This window comes from Bacillus sp. S2(2024) (assembly GCF_050474045.1).
GTDB lineage: Bacteria > Bacillota > Bacilli > Bacillales > Bacillaceae_G > Bacillus_A > Bacillus_A yunxiaonensis.
On record NZ_JBFLUS010000003.1, the window covers coordinates 3,252,386 to 3,270,835 of the forward strand.

Genomic DNA, 18,450 nt, shown 5'->3' on the forward strand with positions numbered 1-18,450 from the left:
TTTCAATATAAAAACCCCCTCTTCTCAATGAAGAGGGGGACAGCATTTCATCCTCCTCTTATCATTCAGAACAATTTGTTCTGCAGGTCTTAGCACCGTCTCAAACATGTTGTTTGAAGGTTGCTGGGTTTCACAGGGCCTTTCCCTCCACCACTCTTGATAAGAGTTTCATTCTATTGTGAATGCCAAAAGTAAACATCATCCGTTCACTCATTAACAATCTTTGTTAATTTTTTCATTAATTTAGCATGTCGAAGTAAGAAAGTCAACGAAAATAAAGAAAAATAAAATTATTCAAAATATAGTTGCACTTCTTTCTAAATTTGTTGTAAAGTAAAAAACATAATAAAAAACTTCATATTTCGAATTCTTATCGAGAGAGGTCGAGGGACTGGCCCATTGACGCCTCAGCAACCATTAACAAGCTTTTTATTTGTTAATAAGGTGCTAATTCCAGCAAATTGAGAAATGATTTGACAGATAAGAAGAAGACTATATTCGTCATATATAAGCCTTCTTCTTAGAAGGCTTTTTTATTTTGTATAGGGAGGAATTCTATTATGTCTACAATTGAAACGAAGCTTGCCCAAATTGGAAACCGCAGTGAAACAACAACAGGAACAGTGAACCCACCTGTTTACTTCTCCACTGCGTATCGCCACGAAGGAATTGGAAAGTCAACAGGGTTTGATTATTCCCGAACAGGAAACCCAACACGTCTTCTATTAGAGCGCGCAATCGCTGACTTAGAACAAGGAGAGCAAGGCTATGCCTGTAGCTCAGGAATGGCTGCCGTTCTCCTTGTCCTTTCACTATTCCGTTCTGGTGACGAACTTATTGTATCTGAAGATTTATACGGCGGAACATATCGTTTATTTACAGAGCACGAACAAAAATGGGATATTCGATCCAGATACGTAGATACACAGCATATACAAGAAATTGAAAAAGCAATCTCACCAAAGACAAAAGCAATTTTCATAGAAACACCAACAAATCCACTTATGCAAGTAACGGACATCGCAGCAGTTGCTACCGTTGCAAAACGTCACAACTTGCTTCTTATTGTTGATAACACATTCTACACACCGTATTTACAACAACCCTTAACAACAGGTGCTGATATTGTCCTGCATAGTGCTACAAAATATTTAGGTGGTCATAACGATGTATTGAGCGGACTTGTCGTTGCTAAGGGTGAAAAGTTATGTGAGGAACTCGCTCACTACCACAATGCATCCGGAGCTGTATTAAGCCCATTTGATTCTTGGCTTTTAATACGCGGCATGAAAACATTAGCACTGCGTATGAAGCAGCATGAAGAAAACGCAAAAGCAATTGTTGCCTATTTACAAAGAGAAGAATCTATAACTGATTTGTTTTATCCAGGAAAAGGCGGTATGATCTCTTTTAAACTAAAAAAAGAAGCATGGATTGATCCATTCTTACAATCTCTTTCTCTTATTACGTTTGCAGAAAGTCTTGGCGGCGTAGAAAGCTTCATTACATACCCAGCAACACAAACACACGCCGATATACCAGAAGACATTCGCACTGCCCGCGGCGTTTGTAACCGTCTGCTCCGTTTTTCCGTAGGAATTGAGAACCAAGATGACTTAATTCAAGACTTACAGCAAGCACTAAAACAAGTAAAAGAAGGAGTGAGAATATGAGTTATTCACTAGATACGCTTTTACTTCATAATCGTTTTAAGCATGATAAACAAACAGGGGCTGTCAATGTTCCTGTTTATAATACATCCACATTTCATCAATTTGATGTAGATACATTTGGGAAATATGATTATAGTCGCTCTGGAAATCCAACGCGCGAAGCTCTCGAAGAAATAATTGCTTCACTAGAAGGTGGAAGCAAAGGGTTTGCCTTCTCATCTGGCATGGCTGCTATTTCAACAACGTTTCTTCTTTTATCACAAGGAGATCATGTTCTTATTTCTGAAGATGTGTACGGAGGTACATATCGAATTATAACTGAAGTTCTCTCTCGTTACGGCGTTTCTCACACATTCGTTGACATGACAAATTTAGAAGAAGTAGAACGGAAGATTCAGCCGAATACAAAAATTTTTTATGTTGAAACACCTTCAAATCCATTATTAAAAGTAACAGATATTAAAGCCGTTTGTGAGCTTGCAAAATCTGTTGGGGCACTCACTTTTGTTGATAACACATTTTTAACACCCCTATTTCAAAAACCGTTAGAACTTGGAGCTGATATCGTTCTCCATAGTGCAACAAAATTTATTGCAGGCCATAGCGACGTTACCGCAGGATTGGCAGTTGTAAAAGATGAAGAGCTTGCAAAAAAAGTTAGCTTTTTACAAAATGCTTTTGGTGCTATATTGGGACCGCAAGATTGCTCCCTTGTCCTTCGCGGCTTAAAAACATTACATGTTCGCTTAGAGCACTCTTCACGAAGCACTGAAAAAATTGCCTTTTATTTGCAAGAGCATCCAAAAATTAAAGATATCTATTATCCTGGATTACCGTCCCACGCCGGATATGAAGCGCAGCACAATCAAGCAAAATCAGCAGGAGCTGTCCTTTCCTTTACACTAGAATCTGAACATGCATTACGACAGTTTTTGGCCCACATTCAGCTCCCTGTATTCGCCGTTAGTTTAGGAGCTGTTGAATCCATTCTTTCATATCCAGCAAAAATGTCCCATGCTGCAATGTCACAAAAAGAACGCGAAAAACGAGGGATTTCAAATTCACTGCTGCGCTTATCTGTTGGATTAGAAAATCCAGATGATTTAATTGCAGACTTTGAGCATGCGCTTACGTATGTAGAAGAAGTTGTTATCTCTTAAAAAGGGGTAAACTAGAGAATAATATAAATACAAATTAACAAACCGACATAAAACCCCTTTCTTTTTAGGTGAGCAAGAGCATCTGGCTATGCATAGAAGCGGTCAGAGCCTTTTCCTACCACGTACAAAGGTTAAAACAAAGGGAGAAAGCGAGTGCAGGTCATGTTTTGTTCTGCATAACAGGAACTTACATGTTGAAAAATCAAAACTGTAATTATTGGTATTCCGAAAAAGAATTATAGACCTAAAAAGTTCCTTCAGAAGGCTGAAGGAACTTTTTTTCATATAACCCCCGTTAGCGGAAATAGAAGATGAAAGCTCATCTAACTTTAAAGTATTAAACTGATAATTTCATTAAAATTTGGGTTTCTTTGAATCCTAATCTTTTGTATAATTCTTTCACCGTATTCGATGCAAATACATTTAAACCTATTTCATCATAGCCCTTTAATTTTAATTCCTCAATTCCGTGCTGGATAAGCACTTTAGATAGTCCTTTTCCACGATATTCAGGTAAGACAAATATATCATAAATAAATCCATGAATTACATCAGTAAAGTAATCTTTATTTTGACCAAGAAGAATCCATCCTTGTATTTGATCCTCTTCTTTGGCTACTAGATAATATCCCCCTTTTTCCAGTATAGCGGTAAACATTGCATATACCTTTTCTTCCGGAGGATTAACTGTCTTACCAGTACTTTCATATACCCCAGCTGCAGAATGCTTTAAAATAACGCCCACATCTTGATTATTAGCTTTTAGAATTGGAAGTGACATCATATATACTTTCTCTCCCATCGCTATTAAAATAAGTTTCCATAGAGATTTCCTTTTGATGTAGCCATGTATTTTGCACCTCTACACATCGATTTTCATCGTATCGTAAGCAAACGTTATATTCATACCTTCTGCTCGTAATTCAGCTTCGATTTCTTTCAGTTCATCATATCCATGGTTATCTACTTCTTCAATGTGCGTAATAATTGTTTGTTTTGCTTGTAATTGCTTCGCTACTTCTAGTGTATCTTCAAACGTCGCCTCGCGTATGCGTTCAATAAAAGTACGATCTCTTATCTGCTTTTTCGTCTTCCAATCAAACTCGACGATTCCCATAGGTAAGATTGCTACATCTAAATTATCAATTAAGTGAGCAGGCGGTTCCCATTTATATAATTCATCCATTGCAATTAATACTCGCTTTTCTTTTTCTTCTAATAAAAATGCATACACATATTGTTCATATAAACGAAACGGAGTAACTTTCACTTTATTTTTCTCGAAAGGTTGCTCATCTCGTAATACGATTAAATCAATCCATCCTTGTTGCTGCATAAATTGAAGATGATCCCATGATCCTAGAAATTGTTTCATATCTTCTGCTACTTGCTCTGGTACATACACAGTAGTAGCACAAGCTTTATTCGTTTCAAACGCCATTGTTTCCCAAATTCTCCGCCCCATCGTATGATCAGGATGCCAATGTGAGTAAATCCCGGCTTCTACTTTTGAAATGTGAGATCGCTCTAATTGCAATCGTATTTCCTCTGGTGTATCAATTAATAAGTGAAGGTCGTGAATAAAAATACTTGGCCCCATTCTACTATATGGTAAACCTTTTTCTCTCGCCTCTTTACTTACTTTACTATAACTCCCTGGTCTTGGAATCGGCGTGGCACCACCTGTTCCTAAAAATTCTATCTTCATGAATATCCCTTCTTTCCATCCTTACTAATTTCTAGATTGCTATATATAATACCTTTTCTAATTATTCTAAAAATTTTAGTTTATATTATTGAAAGAAACATAAAATATGGTAAAATTGTGATATAAATGAAAATGTTTTTTATTAAGAACGAAAATATCCATAATTTTAATTTACAAACCTTGATTTATCTCATTGGAAAAACGTCCAAAATTATCTAGTTTATTTACACCATGTTCTCTTTTCTTACAGTTTCTTTACTTTAGAGCATTTTTTTTGCAACAACTGTTTTCTTTGCTTTAAAATTTTGTTATGTATATTATGGTATAACAGCACGCATGGAGGTGGAAAGAATATGTTAGAAACCTTTCAAAAGGAATTAGAATTGTATGAAAACAATGCAGAATTATTGAAAGTACTTGCTCATCCAGTTCGTTTATGTATTGTAAAAGGATTGATTGAACGAGGCCCAAGTAACGTTTCTACAATGTATACAGGTTTAAATATGCCCCAATCTACGATTTCCCAACATTTAGCAAAGTTAAAAAGCGCTAAAATTGTTTCAAGCGAAAGAAAAGGGCTAGAAATTTACTACAAAGTAGAAAATGAAACGATTATTCAATTAGTTCGCGTATTACTAGGTTAGGGGTATTCAAATAAAAATAGGTCGTATTGTATATTTTTGATCTCATATCTTTAATATAAATATATATCATGAGAGGAAATATAAAAATACTACATAATCCTAAAAGACGTCGTATTAACCTATAAAACAAGGCGCAGAATTTTACTCTGCGCCTTATTTTATGAAAAAACATGTAGATAATGTTCTAAGTTTAAACACGAAATCCCCTTTTGCTGAATGACAACATCAAAAGCATCTCCCATACCACCTTGTAAAATCATAGAACGAATTGCACGGTTTTTCTTCTGTTTATCAGAAAATGGATTACGATCTTCATGATTTACAAGCTGTTTTAAAATACCTGCAGCCAGTAAAAACTCTCTTTGTTTCGTATGCCATACTGTTTGTAAGCCGTTCTCTTCCCCAACTGTCTTCAATGCATCCCAATGAATATGAGTTGTTATATCCATCTCTCCTGGGAATTGAAGAGGATCATGAATCATTTGATGCTTATAATAGCTTCTCATGCTTCCTTCACGATGAGCTGGATGCGCCCATTCTTCATTTGTATAACCATAATCTACGGTTATAAGTAAGCCTTCTTGCAGCCAACTTATCAGTTGTTTTACATAAGCATTCATTTGTAACGGTACTTCAAATCGTTGTCCTTCATAAAGTGAGATTTGATGTCTTTGCAAATACTTTATAACACTTTCACTATCTAGCGGTCGCAATACTTCAACAAGCTTACCTTCACTGTTATACCTTATACGCACTTCATATAACATTCTTCCTCGCTTCTCAATCACTTCTACAGGAAACGCATCAAACAACTCATTTGAAAAAACAATCCCTGTAAAGGAAACTCCTAATTCCTCATAGGATGCATATTGCGAAACATTTGGAAAGGAAATAAGTTGTTGTTTCTGCAACTCTCTATGAAACGGACTCACCTCTATAATTGAATATTGCATATTTCCAAACGTATTGGGAGATATCGTTTGCCACTCTTGTAATACGTCATATGCAAATTTTCCTGTTCCACCACCAACTTCACATATATGCGGTGAAACAACTCCTGATTTCACAAGCTGAATAAAAAAATGAGCAAATGTTTTTGCATAAATAGAAGACACGTTACTGCTTGTAAAAAAATCTCCTTGCCTTCCGATTTTTTCACGTTCTTTCATATAATAGCCATTATTTACATCATATAATGCAAGGCTCATATATGTACTATAAGAAATAGACTGATCTATTTCTTTTTCCATTGCTTGTTTTAGAACGTGTTCCATTCTCGTACCCCTTATTGTAAAAATGGATTATTTTCTTTTTCAAAACCAATTGTTGTTTCTGGACCATGTCCACATAACACTTTCGTATCATCCGGCAGTACAAATAACTTCTCTTCAATACTCATAATTAATTCTTGGAAACTACCTTCTGGCAAATCCGTACGACCAATGCTCATTTGAAATAAAACATCTCCGGAGAATACAGCATTCGCTTCTTTGCAATAGTATGAAATACTTCCTGGTGAATGACCTGGCGTTTCGTACATATCAAATGTAAATGAACTAATTGTTAATACTCCTTCTTCCTCAATGATGTGATCCGCCGGTTTTGCCGTAATACTACGGTTCATCATAAAAATTTGCGAACCATTAACAGTAGCATCGCCTAGCCAATCAGCCTCCTCTTGATGAATATATACCGGAATTTGAAAAGCAGTACGTACCTCATCTACCGCACCAATATGATCGAAATGTGCGTGTGTTAATAAAATAGCTAATGGCTTTAACTGCTCTTGTTTTACATAATTTACAAGTTTCTCCCCTTCACTACCTGGATCAAAAATAATACATTCTTTTTGATCATTACTTAAAATATACGCATTTGTTTGTAGTGGGCCTAACGGCATTTGAATCCAATTCACTCTTAATCTCCTCCAGTCATTACATTCATTTTCATCATACAACATTTTCTTCTCATAAGAAAAGAAACGATACCTCGACAACAATATAGAAAACATGTACAATTAAAATGAAAAAATATTACAAAAACTCAAACAAAAATGAGGGAGTAGAGGGGGATATGTATGGGTCTTGTTATTATTTTTGCGTTAGTCACTCTGTTAGGTTTATACTCTTCTCTTAAAACGTTGCGAGATAAGAACCTTCTTGCTGGAGGCTTTTCCGTTGCAACTGCACTTGTTTTCGGTTGGTTTACAGTCATGACTTTTATAAACAGTGGCTATCCAACAGCACATTAAGCAACTTGTTTAAACTCTCTACATACATCATGATTTCTAGCATATGCAAAAAGGAAGGGATCTCCCTTCCTTTTTCTTATCATACTCGTAAAAGATTATTCATTTTATTAATCTTCAACACATATAAAAATTCACATTACTTTGCTTCATACATATACTTTTTCACAAGCCACGCACCACCGATTACTCCGGCATCATTTCCAAGTGTCGCAATTGCTAGTTTTGTGCTTTTAACAGCACGTAAAAATGCATATTGTTCAAAATAGCGCTGAATTGGTTGCAACAATGCATCACCTGCTTTTGATACACCGCCACCAATAACAATTTTCTCTGGATTTAATGTACTAGCAATGTTTGCTACCGCTAGCCCTAAATAAGAAGCTACTTTGTCTACTATTTTTGCTGCTAATGCATCACCTTGTGCAAGTGCATCAAATACATCTTTCGATGTGATGCTTCCTTCTTGCTTTAGCATCAAACGTAGTACACTTGCTTCATCTGTTTCCTGCATTTTTTGCATCGCAACGCGTACAATACCAGTTGCTGAAGAAACTGTTTCTAAGCATCCTGATTTCCCGCAATTACAAGCAAAGCCATTTTCTGTTACAACTGTGATATGACCGATTTCACCAGCTGCTCCGCTTATACCATGTACGATTTCACCATTTGTGATAACACCGCCGCCAACACCCGTTCCAAGTGTCATGCAAACAATGTCTTTTGAACCTTCTCCAGCACCTTTCCACATTTCTCCAAGTGCTGCAATGTTAGCATCATTATCAACGACCACTGGTAAACCAGTTTCTACTTCTAACAAATCTTTAAGAGGATAGTTTTTCCATCCTAAGTTTACTGCTTCATAAATCATTCCAGAAGCAACATGAACAGGACCCGGGGCCCCCATCCCGATTCCAATTAATTTGCTTTTTAACTCACCTAATTCTTCTAACTTTTTATCAATTGCTTTCGCAATATCAAGTGTAATATGTTTTCCCTGTTCACTTATATTCGTTGGAATTTCCCACTTATGTAAAAACTCACCGTAAATGTTAATAAACGCTAACTTAATTGTTGTTCCACCAAGATCAACACCAACCAACCATTTCTCTTCCATTTTACTATCCTTCCTTCATCGATTTCTTTAGCTAATCGCGGCCAGTAAGACCCCCACCTCAAGATTCTGAGGAAACAAAGAAGTTAGATGGGGAATAACTGCTGGCATGCGCCCGATTGGTGAGAGCTTTCCATCAGTGGGGGATGCCCCAATGATAGAAGTTTCACTTTATCTCTTTTTGAATTTCCTGCTTTAATAAAAATAAGGCAGTTTGATAATCTTTTGGCTCAATCAGCTGTGATTTATATAATTCACGAAGCTCATCGCCCATTAATTGTAGGTCTGCAACACGGTCTCCTGTATAAATAATCGTTCCAAATTTCTTTAATAATTGTTGAATATCATAAACAGATATCATTCTTTCACCTTCTATGTCCACTTACTATAAAAACATAATAAGAAAACGTTCACATATTTTATCCCGCATTAACGGGCAGTAAGATCCCCCACTAATGGAAGTTTCACTTTATTATAATAAACATAAAAAAGAATCGTCAATTTATAATTACACTATATAAGTTCTAACATAGAAATCGTTTCTTTTTCTGTAATAATTTTTTGTACAGTTTTATCAAACGGTTCAACTGGGATATGAGAGACAATTTGAAAATCAAAAACTAATGATAGCGTTTTCTCTTTATAGTTCACAAGATAACGATCATAATATCCTCCACCATATCCTACACGCTCTCCTTTTCGCGTAAACGCAACACCTGGCACGAGAAGTAAATCAATCTCTTCTGCTGATACCTCTTCTGTTATAGACGGATCTGGCTCTCGTAAATTCATATAAACTGTTTCCAGTTGTTCAAAATTCGTAATTTGGTGAAATGTCATTGCTTTTGTTTCGCGATTACATTTTGGGACAACAATTGCTTTCCCTTCTTCCCATGCCTTTTCAATAATTGCATATGTATTTACTTCACGTTCCATAGAAAGTGTAATCCCGATTGTTCTTGCCTCAATCCATTCTCGTTGTTTATATAAAGAATCCGCAATTTTTGCTGATAAAGTCGTATACTGTTCTTCCGATAAAGCATTCATACGCTGCAATATTTCTTTTCGTAATCTTTTTTTCTCTTCTTTCATCATAGATTCCCCCTATATACAAAAGAAACAGTAGGAAAATATCCTACTGCTTACTTTGTTTCGCGGTGTAACGTAGACTTCTTGTCACGCTTGCAATATTTTTTAAGCTCAAGACGCTCAGCGTTGTTACGTTTGTTTTTCTTTGAGATATAGTTACGATCTCCGCATTCTGTACATGCTAGAGTAATATTTACACGCATTCTTATTTCCCTCCAGTCACTAATAACTTAAATCAGACTATACTATAATACCACTTTTAAAATAAAAATTCTACACCTTTTGATATTGTCTAATTTTTTCTATAAGGGTATTCATATTTTCCTTTGCTATGACTGGATTTCTTGCTTGAGAATACACAAGAAATTTCGGTTGATTTACATCAGAAACAACATAAGACCACTCTTCTTCCGCATGTGTAAACTTAATTCCTTCTAATACCTCAAACTCACGCTGTGCCATGTCTCGCAGCAACATCCCTAACACTTTTCCTTTCTCATTCCACGAGCAAACTACTTCGTCACATAATAAGTAAAGTGGTGGATATTGCTCTAACATTGCCGGAAGTGTTTTCCCTTGAAGAACGATTAACTCCAATAATTTACCAATTCGAAATAAAATATCTTGCTGCCATCTCATTTGAAATAATTTCTTATTTTCATTCTGCATATAGAAAAGAAGATAACATTCCCCTAACTTTAATGATAATGGATAGACACATTCATCTTTTTCAAATAATAAATTTGGAATATCGATCTCCTCACAATTTGTATTTTTGTAAATATTCCCGTAAGAATCATATAACTCAAATGTATTTCCCTGTTCATGAAACATAATAGCCATATCTGCTTGACTCGATTTCATTAATGACTTAATATGCTCTTTTTTTTCAGCGGCATATATCCACGTTACTGTGCAGTCAATTTTCTGTAAAAAAGATAGTAACAAAGACTGAAACATTTCATCGCACTTATTTATAAGAAGATGGAATGTTTGTTTTTTTATAGCTGGTACATCTATTAATTGCAGAGCAGATTCAATATACATTTTTGAACAAACATGTATGACTTCGTTATTACCGATTTTTTTACAATCGACATATCGAAATGACTCCGCCATATACAAATTTTCTATTTCTTTTTGCTTTTTATATGTTAATCCCATTCCTTCTTCATTATAAAATTGAATGACTAGTTTCTCATCTTGCCCCTTATAAAAATACACACCGCCAACGACATTTGTTTGCCCGACCGCATATCGAAAACAAGACTCATTTATTTCTTGGCATTCCATTGTATGCAATCCCACTGTATGAACAGCATGTAAAAAAATATGTTTAAACATTTCTACTTCTGTATGTGCACTGCTGCCAATCAGCAAATTTCCTCCTTCTTCTAATAAAGAACCGTATGCCATTGCCAATTTCACAACAACTTGCGGTGTAATATCTAAATTACATCTTCCACACATACGACTTTTCTGTAGAAAACACGAAATATTTTCATGCTCTCTAATTCCAGATGAAGCAATAATTGTACTATTTTCAACAACTTTCTCTGGCCATACTTTTCCCTTCGCCTTGATCACTACATTCCGTCCAATTCGACATTGATCAGCCACAACACTCTTTTCAAATAAAGTAACTCCATCTTCAATAATTGTACTTGCCCCAACTGTTGTTCCAAGCAACTCACATTGCTTTCCTATGTACGTATGGGGGAGTAAAATACTTTTTTGAAGACGGGTATATGCAGAAATTATGCTATGCTTACCGATAATAGAATACGGCTCAATTACAGCTCCTGTTTGTATTGTTGTTCCTTCACCAATAAAAGCAGGACCGTGGATCTTTGTTCCTTTTTCAATTGTTACATCTTCACCAATCCATACCATTGGCAACACTTCTGTATATGGAATAGGTACATGAACTTTTTTCGTAAGCAAGTCAAATTGAGCTTGACGATATTGAGAAAATGTTCCAATATCAAGCCAATATCCATCCGCTACATATCCATACATGGCTTCTTTGTTTTCTAATAAAGGAAATACATGATGACTAAAATCAAAAAACGTATGAGGTGTAATATAAGAAAAAATCTCGGGGTTCATAATATAAATACCAGTGTTTACTGTATTGGAAATTACTTCGTTCCAACTTGGCTTTTCAATATATTTAATAACTTCATGACGCTGATTTGTTACAACTAATCCATACGATAACGGATTAGCTACTTCTTTAACAAACATTGTAACTATTCCGTTATGACTGTTATGAAAATCAATCCCTTTAGATAGCTGAAAATCTGTTAGCGCATCTCCGCTGATCACAACAAATGGCTCATCTAAAAACTTCTCTGCTTGTTTCACACTCCCCGCCGTACCAAGAGGAGGAGTGTCTTCAAAATAATAGAGCTTTACTCCCCATTTACTACCATCACCAAAATAATTTTGAATAACGGAACTCATATATTGAACAGTAATAGCAATTTCTCGAATACCATGCTCTTTCAATAGTTCAATACTATATTCCATCACTGGCTTTTGTAGTAGAGGCAACATGGGCTTGGGAAGGTTACATGTTAACGGACGTAAACGCGTCCCTTTCCCTCCTGCTAAAATAACCCCCTTCATCGGCATTCAACCTCCACATTTATGATGTTGAACTGCTTTTTCATACGTGTGTGCGGTTGCTCTTGCAATTTCACCCCAATTATAGTGAACAAGAACATCTTCATATCCTTTGTTTGCCACGCACTGAGCAACTTCTTGTTGTTCTATAATAAATAGTAATTTCTCACTCAAATTTTGCGAGCAGCCTGATTTCATTTGAAACCCATTCACACCATCTATAATGATCTCTTGCAGACCACCCACACGCGAAACCAAAACTGGTCTCTTTGCAAGCATCCCCTCTAATGCAACAATCCCAAAAGGTTCATACAAACTTGGAATTAATAATACATCACACCTTTGGAGAAAAGCTCGTTGTTCTTCTTCTGTAATATGACCGAGAAAAAAGATAGAGTGTTGCAGTCCTCTTCCTTGAACAACTGCACGGTACTGCTCTAACATGGGCCCTTGACCTGCAATAATAAATATAACCTGTGGGTATAGCTTAATAATCTGCGGCGCAGCTTCAATAATCGTATAAAAACCCTTCTCATTGACAATACGGCCAATTGAAAATACAACCAATCGTTCTGCTAAATTATAACGCTGTGTAATTTCTAATGAAGGCGTAACAGCATGAAAGAAATGGCGGTCAATCCCATTTGGATGTACAACAACACATTCACCATTTATTTCCAAATCCCGCGCAACCTCATTTTTCATAAACTGACTGCAAACAATCACAATGTTAGATTCTTTTACTAGCTCCTTTTCATGCATATGTATTTTCCATTGCAGTGATGTATAAATCCCACCATTGCGTCCATGTTCCGTTGCATGAATTGTTGTAACGAGTGACAAACGTTGCTGTTTTTGCAGTTCCATTGCACAAATAGCAACAAGCCAATCATGAGCATGAATCACATCAAACGTATAACATTTACACAATTCTTGTGTATAAGCAAACATAGACTTGTTTAACTGAGCAATCCATTCATAAAAATGATACTTTTCACGATCATCAACTGAAACACGATGCACATGTACATCTTGTATCTTTTCATATGTCGTGCAACGCTCTTCGTGTACCGTTACTACATGCACGTAATGTCCATTATGTGCAAGAGCCCGGGATAATTCATATACATGCCTTCCAAGGCCACCTACCATCATCGGGGGATATTCCCATGCCAACATTAAAATATGCAAAGGCTCCATACATCCCTCTTTTCTCTTCGCGTAGAAGAATAAAGTGAAACTTCCTTTCATGAACGCTTTTTTTCATGAAAGGTTAGTTGAACCAATCGGGCTCTTACGGGTGGTTTGATTTTCTTCTTGCTATACTTCTTACCAACCGTTTGAGCGGGGTAAAGTGAAACTTCCTTTCATAAACGCTTTTTTTCATGAAAGGTTAGTTGAACCAATCGGGCTCTTACGGGTGGTTTGATTTTCTTCTTGCTATACTTCTTACCAACCGTTTGAGCGGGGTAAAGTGAAACTTCCTTTCATAAACGCTTTTTTTCATGAAAGGTTAGTTGAACCAATCGGGCTCTTACGGGTGGTTTGATTTTCTTCTTGCTTATACTTCTTACCAACCGTTTGAGCGGGGTAAAGTGAAACTTCCTTTCATGAACGTAAAAAGTAAGCGTTTTCTTTCGGTTGCATTATAATCCATCTTACCACTGCAACAACAAAGTAACAATAATCCTTTTTTGTAACATTTTGACTAAAAAAAGAGGAACATTTTGCATTCCTCTCTTAACAATTCTTATTCATTTAATAAATAATGCTTTCCTTTTACAAGATAAAAAACATTTTCGGCAATGTTTGTACTATGATCAGCTACTCGTTCAATATAACGTGCAATAAACGACAGCTGTGTGATTTGTCCAATCGTCTCTGGCTGATCTGGAATAGAAGAAATAAACTCACGAATTGCTTTCCCATAAAGTTCATCGACTTCATCATCCATCTCAGCAATCTTTTTCGCATATGTTAAGTTTTCTTCTCTATAAGATTGAATCACATTTTGCAACATATCTATTGCAATTTTGAACATATCTTCAAGGTTTTGTAATGATACAGATACTTCTTTTTCACCAAGACGGATTGTCGACTTAGCAATATTTACTGCGTGATCTGCAATACGTTCTAAATCTGTTGCAGTTTTAATAGAAATAAAAATTCTTCGTAAATCACTAGCAACAGGTTGTTGTTTCGTAATCAACATTAATGCAAAATCATTAATTTCTTCTTCCAAATTATCCATACGATAATCACCATCGATTACCTCAAGCGCCTTCTCTACATCTCTTGTACGCAATCCTTCCATTGCAATTTCAAGAGCTTGTTTTGCTAATTCACCTAGTTCAATAATTTTTTGCTGTAATGCTTGCAGATCATACTGAAATTGTTCGCGTACCATGTTGGTCCCCCTTTATTCGTTACACGTGCCCCAATATAAGATGAAGCTCTCACCGAATTATTCCAATTGATAAGAACATTCATTTCTCTCTCAAACCGACACTATTAACCGAATCGGCCTGTAATATAATCTTCTGTTCGTTTGTCTGTTGGAGTTGTAAATAATTTATTCGTTTCTGTATATTCCACTACTTCTCCGCTTAAGAAGAAAGCAGTTTTATCAGAAATACGTGCTGCTTGTTGCATGTTATGTGTAACAATAACGATACTGAAATCTTTCTTTAACTCTTGAATTAACTCTTCTACTTTTAATGTAGAAATTGGATCTAACGCTGATGTTGGTTCATCCATTAAAATAACATCTGGTTCAATCGCTAAGCAACGTGCAATACATAAACGTTGCTGCTGTCCACCTGATAGTCCATACGCATTATCATGTAATCTATCTTTTAATTCATCCCAAATCGCCGCACCGCGCAAACTCTTCTCAACAATTTCGTCCAATGTTTTCTTATCGCGAATACCATGAATTTTCGGGCCATACACAACATTTTCGTAGATTGATTTTGGAAATGGATTTGGCTTCTGAAATACCATTCCAACATGTGTACGTAGTTCCTCAACAGGATAAGATTTATCGAAAATGTTACGATCACGATATTCAATCACCCCTGTTGTCCTAACGATTGGTACTAGTTCAACCATACGATTTAATGTTTTTAAATACGTAGATTTTCCGCAACCACTTGGCCCAATAATTGCTGTCACTTCATTCTCATAAATACTTAAATTAATATCCTTTAACGCATGATCTTCTCCGTACCATAAGTTTAAATTTTTCGTATCAAATACAACCTTTTTTGTCTGAGGGATAGTCTTTTCTTCATTTTTCACCTGTACATTTACTACTGTAGATACCATTTTGAAATTCCCCTTTCATCCATGTACTTCTTACTTACGATTTCGTAGCCATATTGCAAAAGTGTTTATAAAAAGCAACAACAGTAGTAACACAATAATTCCAGCTGCTGCTACATGTTGAAACTCCTCCTGCGGCCTGCTCATCCAATTAAAAATTTGAATTGGTAAAACTGTAAATTTATCAAATACATCCAGCGGTACATAGTTTGCAAAAGCAAGTGCCCCAATGACAAGTAATGGAGCTGCTTCTCCAATCGCTCGTGATAATGCCAAAATACAACCTGTTAAAATCCCTGGCATTGCTGCCTTAATAACAACACGAGACATCGTTTGCCACTTCGTTGCCCCCACTCCATAAGAAGCTTCTAACAAAGATCTTGGTACAGATCGAAGTGCCTCTTGCGCTGCTACAACAACTGTCGGCAAAACGAGAAGACTCATCGTTAATGCTGCTGCCAATATGCTTTCACCTAACTGCAGCCCATATACAAACATTGTTAATCCTAATAATCCAAAAACAACGGATGGCACTCCTGCCAATGTTTGAATGTTGATTTTTATCATTCGTGTAAACAATGATTGCTTGGCATAGTATTCTAAATAAAGAGCTGTTCCCACTCCTAATAAAAAAGAAGTAGGAGTAACAACACTCATAAATAAAATCGTTCCCGATAAAGCCGCTGCAATACCAGCTTTCTCTGGATTTCGCGATGCAAAATTGATAAAAAAATCAAATGAGATATATGTTATGCCTTGTCGGAAAATTTGGTACAGCAAAAAAATTAATATACAAAGTGAAAATAACATAGTTATACGAAATGCAACCTTGCATACACGATCTTTCCGGAATCGAGAAGACATATGTTCTTGTATATTTCGCTCATTTAACATGCGCATATTATGTCGCCTCCTTAAAGCGACGCATAATATACTGCGCAATCATATTCATGATCAATGTAAAAATAAATAGCGTTGCTCCGACAGCATACATACTGTAATAGGTCAACGTACCATAAGGAGCATCCCCTAAGCTAACTTGCACAATATAAGCCGTTAGCGTCTGAATAGACTGTGTCGGATCTAATGATAAGCTTGGTGTTGAACCGCCCGCAATGACAACAATCATCGTTTCTCCAACTGCTCTTGAGGCGGCTAACACAATCGCTGCTACAACTCCCGTAAAAGCTGCTGGTAATACAATGTTCTTTGCCGTTTCAAAACGAGTGGCCCCAATCGCAAAGGAAGCTTCTCGCACCTGATTCGGTACAGCACGCATCGCATCCTCACTAAGAGATGCAATCGTTGGAATCATCATGATACCAATTACAATCCCTGGACTAAGTGCGTTAAAAAACTGTAAATCCGGAACGACGCGCTGCAAAATAGGTGTAACAACTGTTAAAGCAAAAAAACCGTATACAATTGTCGGGATCCCCGCCAGCAGTTCTAATACCGGTTTTAATACCTTTCTTGCTGCATTAGAAGCGTATTCACTTAAAAATATCGCACATCCTAATCCAATCGGAATCGCAACCACCATTGCAATGATAGTAACAAGCACAGTTCCATATATAAGCGGTAAAATACCAAACTTAGGATTTTCAAAAAAAGGAAGCCATTCTTTTTCTGTAAAAAAAGAAACCATTGGTACTCTTTCAAAAAACATAAATGTTTCATTTGCTAAAGTTACAATAATTCCTATCGTTGTAACAATAGAAATACTGGCGATTATTCGTAGTACGAAAGGAACCATTTGATTGATTCGCTGTGCTTTCTTTCGCTTGCCTATATTTCTTTCAATCAAATGTTGAACAGAAACCGTAACGCGACTCTTATCATTACGAGCCAAAGATGAAAACCCCTCTCCATCCTGACATTATTTTTGTATTTCTGTTAACATTTGCAGCTGTTTATTATATTTATATCGCGGTAGCTTCACATATCCAATCTCCTCTACAAGCTCTCCTGCGTGCTCCATCATAAAAGATACATAATTCGCAACGCTTGTTTTCGCTCGAATAGAAGAATTGTTTATATATACATAGAGCGGCCTAGACAACGGCTTATATGCCCCGGATTGAATTGTTTCTTTCGCTGGGGCAATACCGTTAATTTTTACAGCCTTTACTTTATCACGATTCGCGGCATAGTATGCATATCCAACAAATGCAATTGCGTGTTTATTACTCATAACACCTCTTATTAGAACATTGTCATCTTCAGATAACGTGACTGTTTTTGTTATGAGTTTTTTTTGTAACACTACATTTTGAAAATAATCGTACGTACCAGAATCTACCCCTGGTGCGTAAAATTGTATCGTTTCCTGCGGCCATTTCGGATGAATTTGTGACCATTTTTTCGTTGTTCCACTTTCACTCCATATTGTTTGTAATTCTTCTATTGTAAGATTATCTGCCCACGTATTTTCACGATTCACAATAAGTGTAAGACCATCATAAGCAATTTGAAGTGGCGTATACGTGATATGATGCTTCTTAGCAAGTTGCTCTTCTTCTCTTTTCATTGGCCTAGAAGCATTCGTCATATCCACTTCGCCTTTTCCAAAACGATGAAATCCTCCCCCTGTTCCAGATATACCAATGGAAATTTTTACAGAGGGTTCTCTTTTCGTATACTCTTCTGCTACTGCTTCCATAATCGGAAAAATTGTAGAAGATCCATCAATTTGTACCTTCCCTACAATATTCGCAGCAGAAATAGGTAACGTATGAGCAGATAAAAAAAATATCGATAATATAACCATGGTGTATGTTCTATTACGTCTCACGTAATATTTCCTCCTAGGAGCCTTCTGATAACAGAAGTACACATATAAGAATAATGCCGAACTATTAA

Annotated in this window: 19 protein-coding genes and 2 riboswitches; of the genes, 4 read left to right on the plus strand and 15 right to left on the minus strand. The window is 36.3% G+C overall.

Going from position 1 to position 18,450, the window contains the following annotated elements; translation table 11 throughout:
- Positions 1 to 55: 55 nt before the first annotated feature.
- Positions 56 to 166, minus strand: a riboswitch (SAM riboswitch).
- Positions 167 to 367: 201 nt separating this feature from the next.
- A riboswitch (SAM riboswitch) is annotated at positions 368 to 487 on the plus strand.
- A gap of 73 nt (positions 488 to 560) precedes the next feature.
- Positions 561 to 1,673 (plus strand): methionine biosynthesis PLP-dependent protein, encoded by a 1,113-nt coding sequence (locus AB1284_RS16495; RefSeq protein ID WP_429753870.1) that lies wholly within the window; start codon positions 561 to 563, stop codon positions 1,671 to 1,673.
- On the plus strand, positions 1,670 to 2,833 hold the full coding sequence (gene metC / locus AB1284_RS16500; protein WP_429753869.1) for a cystathionine beta-lyase: 1,164 nt from the start codon (positions 1,670 to 1,672) through the stop codon (positions 2,831 to 2,833). Before AB1284_RS16495 ends, metC begins: the two co-directional genes overlap by 4 nt.
- Before the next feature lie 337 nt (positions 2,834 to 3,170).
- Here the strand turns inward: metC and AB1284_RS16505 are convergent, their stop codons facing one another.
- Complete coding sequence (locus tag AB1284_RS16505; RefSeq protein ID WP_429753868.1) at positions 3,171 to 3,617, minus strand: N-acetyltransferase family protein; 447 nt, start codon at positions 3,615 to 3,617, stop codon at positions 3,171 to 3,173.
- A gap of 78 nt (positions 3,618 to 3,695) precedes the next feature.
- A complete protein-coding gene (locus AB1284_RS16510; protein WP_429753867.1) occupies positions 3,696 to 4,541 on the minus strand; it encodes an MBL fold metallo-hydrolase in 846 nt (281 codons plus the stop codon).
- A 353-nt stretch (positions 4,542 to 4,894) separates the two neighbouring features.
- Between AB1284_RS16510 and AB1284_RS16515 the strand changes: the two genes are divergently transcribed.
- Positions 4,895 to 5,185, plus strand: a complete 291-nt coding sequence (locus AB1284_RS16515; protein WP_000894376.1) for an ArsR/SmtB family transcription factor — start codon at positions 4,895 to 4,897, stop codon at positions 5,183 to 5,185.
- Positions 5,186 to 5,343: 158 nt separating this feature from the next.
- On the opposite strand, the gene AB1284_RS16520 is transcribed toward AB1284_RS16515, so the two are convergent.
- A complete protein-coding gene (locus AB1284_RS16520; RefSeq protein WP_429753866.1) occupies positions 5,344 to 6,459 on the minus strand; it encodes a class I SAM-dependent methyltransferase in 1,116 nt (371 codons plus the stop codon).
- 11 nt (positions 6,460 to 6,470) lie between these two features.
- Positions 6,471 to 7,100 carry an MBL fold metallo-hydrolase gene (locus AB1284_RS16525; protein ID WP_429753865.1) on the minus strand — a complete coding sequence of 210 codons (630 nt, stop codon included), beginning with the start codon at positions 7,098 to 7,100 and terminating at the stop codon, positions 6,471 to 6,473.
- Positions 7,101 to 7,262: 162 nt separating this feature from the next.
- Between AB1284_RS16525 and AB1284_RS16530 the strand changes: the two genes are divergently transcribed.
- Positions 7,263 to 7,436 carry a DUF2759 domain-containing protein gene (locus AB1284_RS16530; RefSeq protein ID WP_429753864.1) on the plus strand — a complete coding sequence of 58 codons (174 nt, stop codon included), beginning with the start codon at positions 7,263 to 7,265 and terminating at the stop codon, positions 7,434 to 7,436.
- A gap of 136 nt (positions 7,437 to 7,572) precedes the next feature.
- On the opposite strand, the gene AB1284_RS16535 is transcribed toward AB1284_RS16530, so the two are convergent.
- The 11 genes from AB1284_RS16535 to AB1284_RS16585 form a co-directional block, all read right to left on the minus strand.
- The gene (locus AB1284_RS16535) at positions 7,573 to 8,550 is read right to left on the minus strand and encodes an ROK family glucokinase (RefSeq protein ID WP_429753863.1); all 978 of its coding nucleotides are present in this window, start codon (positions 8,548 to 8,550) and stop codon (positions 7,573 to 7,575) included.
- A 163-nt stretch (positions 8,551 to 8,713) separates the two neighbouring features.
- Entirely contained in the window at positions 8,714 to 8,908 is a 195-nt protein-coding gene (locus AB1284_RS16540) for a YqgQ family protein (RefSeq protein ID WP_141524992.1), read from the minus strand.
- Positions 8,909 to 9,060: 152 nt separating this feature from the next.
- Entirely contained in the window at positions 9,061 to 9,639 is a 579-nt protein-coding gene (locus AB1284_RS16545; RefSeq protein ID WP_429753862.1) for a 5-formyltetrahydrofolate cyclo-ligase, read from the minus strand.
- A 50-nt stretch (positions 9,640 to 9,689) separates the two neighbouring features.
- Positions 9,690 to 9,839 carry a 50S ribosomal protein L33 gene (rpmG, locus tag AB1284_RS16550; protein WP_012095458.1) on the minus strand — a complete coding sequence of 50 codons (150 nt, stop codon included), beginning with the start codon at positions 9,837 to 9,839 and terminating at the stop codon, positions 9,690 to 9,692.
- 70 nt (positions 9,840 to 9,909) lie between these two features.
- Positions 9,910 to 12,267 carry a sugar phosphate nucleotidyltransferase gene (locus tag AB1284_RS16555; protein ID WP_429753861.1) on the minus strand — a complete coding sequence of 786 codons (2,358 nt, stop codon included), beginning with the start codon at positions 12,265 to 12,267 and terminating at the stop codon, positions 9,910 to 9,912.
- A 6-nt stretch (positions 12,268 to 12,273) separates the two neighbouring features.
- On the minus strand, positions 12,274 to 13,464 hold the full coding sequence (locus AB1284_RS16560) for a glycosyltransferase family 4 protein (RefSeq protein WP_429753860.1): 1,191 nt from the start codon (positions 13,462 to 13,464) through the stop codon (positions 12,274 to 12,276).
- A 550-nt stretch (positions 13,465 to 14,014) separates the two neighbouring features.
- On the minus strand, positions 14,015 to 14,671 hold the full coding sequence (phoU, locus tag AB1284_RS16565; RefSeq protein ID WP_429753859.1) for a phosphate signaling complex protein PhoU: 657 nt from the start codon (positions 14,669 to 14,671) through the stop codon (positions 14,015 to 14,017).
- A 104-nt stretch (positions 14,672 to 14,775) separates the two neighbouring features.
- Positions 14,776 to 15,591, minus strand: coding sequence for a phosphate ABC transporter ATP-binding protein (pstB, locus tag AB1284_RS16570; protein ID WP_429753858.1), 816 nt, complete (start codon positions 15,589 to 15,591; stop codon positions 14,776 to 14,778).
- A 30-nt stretch (positions 15,592 to 15,621) separates the two neighbouring features.
- Positions 15,622 to 16,488 (minus strand): phosphate ABC transporter permease PstA, encoded by an 867-nt coding sequence (pstA, locus tag AB1284_RS16575; protein ID WP_429753857.1) that lies wholly within the window; start codon positions 16,486 to 16,488, stop codon positions 15,622 to 15,624.
- Between the two features lies 1 nt (position 16,489).
- Entirely contained in the window at positions 16,490 to 17,440 is a 951-nt protein-coding gene (gene pstC, locus AB1284_RS16580; RefSeq protein WP_429753856.1) for a phosphate ABC transporter permease subunit PstC, read from the minus strand.
- Positions 17,441 to 17,467: 27 nt separating this feature from the next.
- Complete coding sequence (locus AB1284_RS16585; RefSeq protein WP_429754437.1) at positions 17,468 to 18,358, minus strand: PstS family phosphate ABC transporter substrate-binding protein; 891 nt, start codon at positions 18,356 to 18,358, stop codon at positions 17,468 to 17,470.
- Positions 18,359 to 18,450 lie beyond the last annotated feature (92 nt).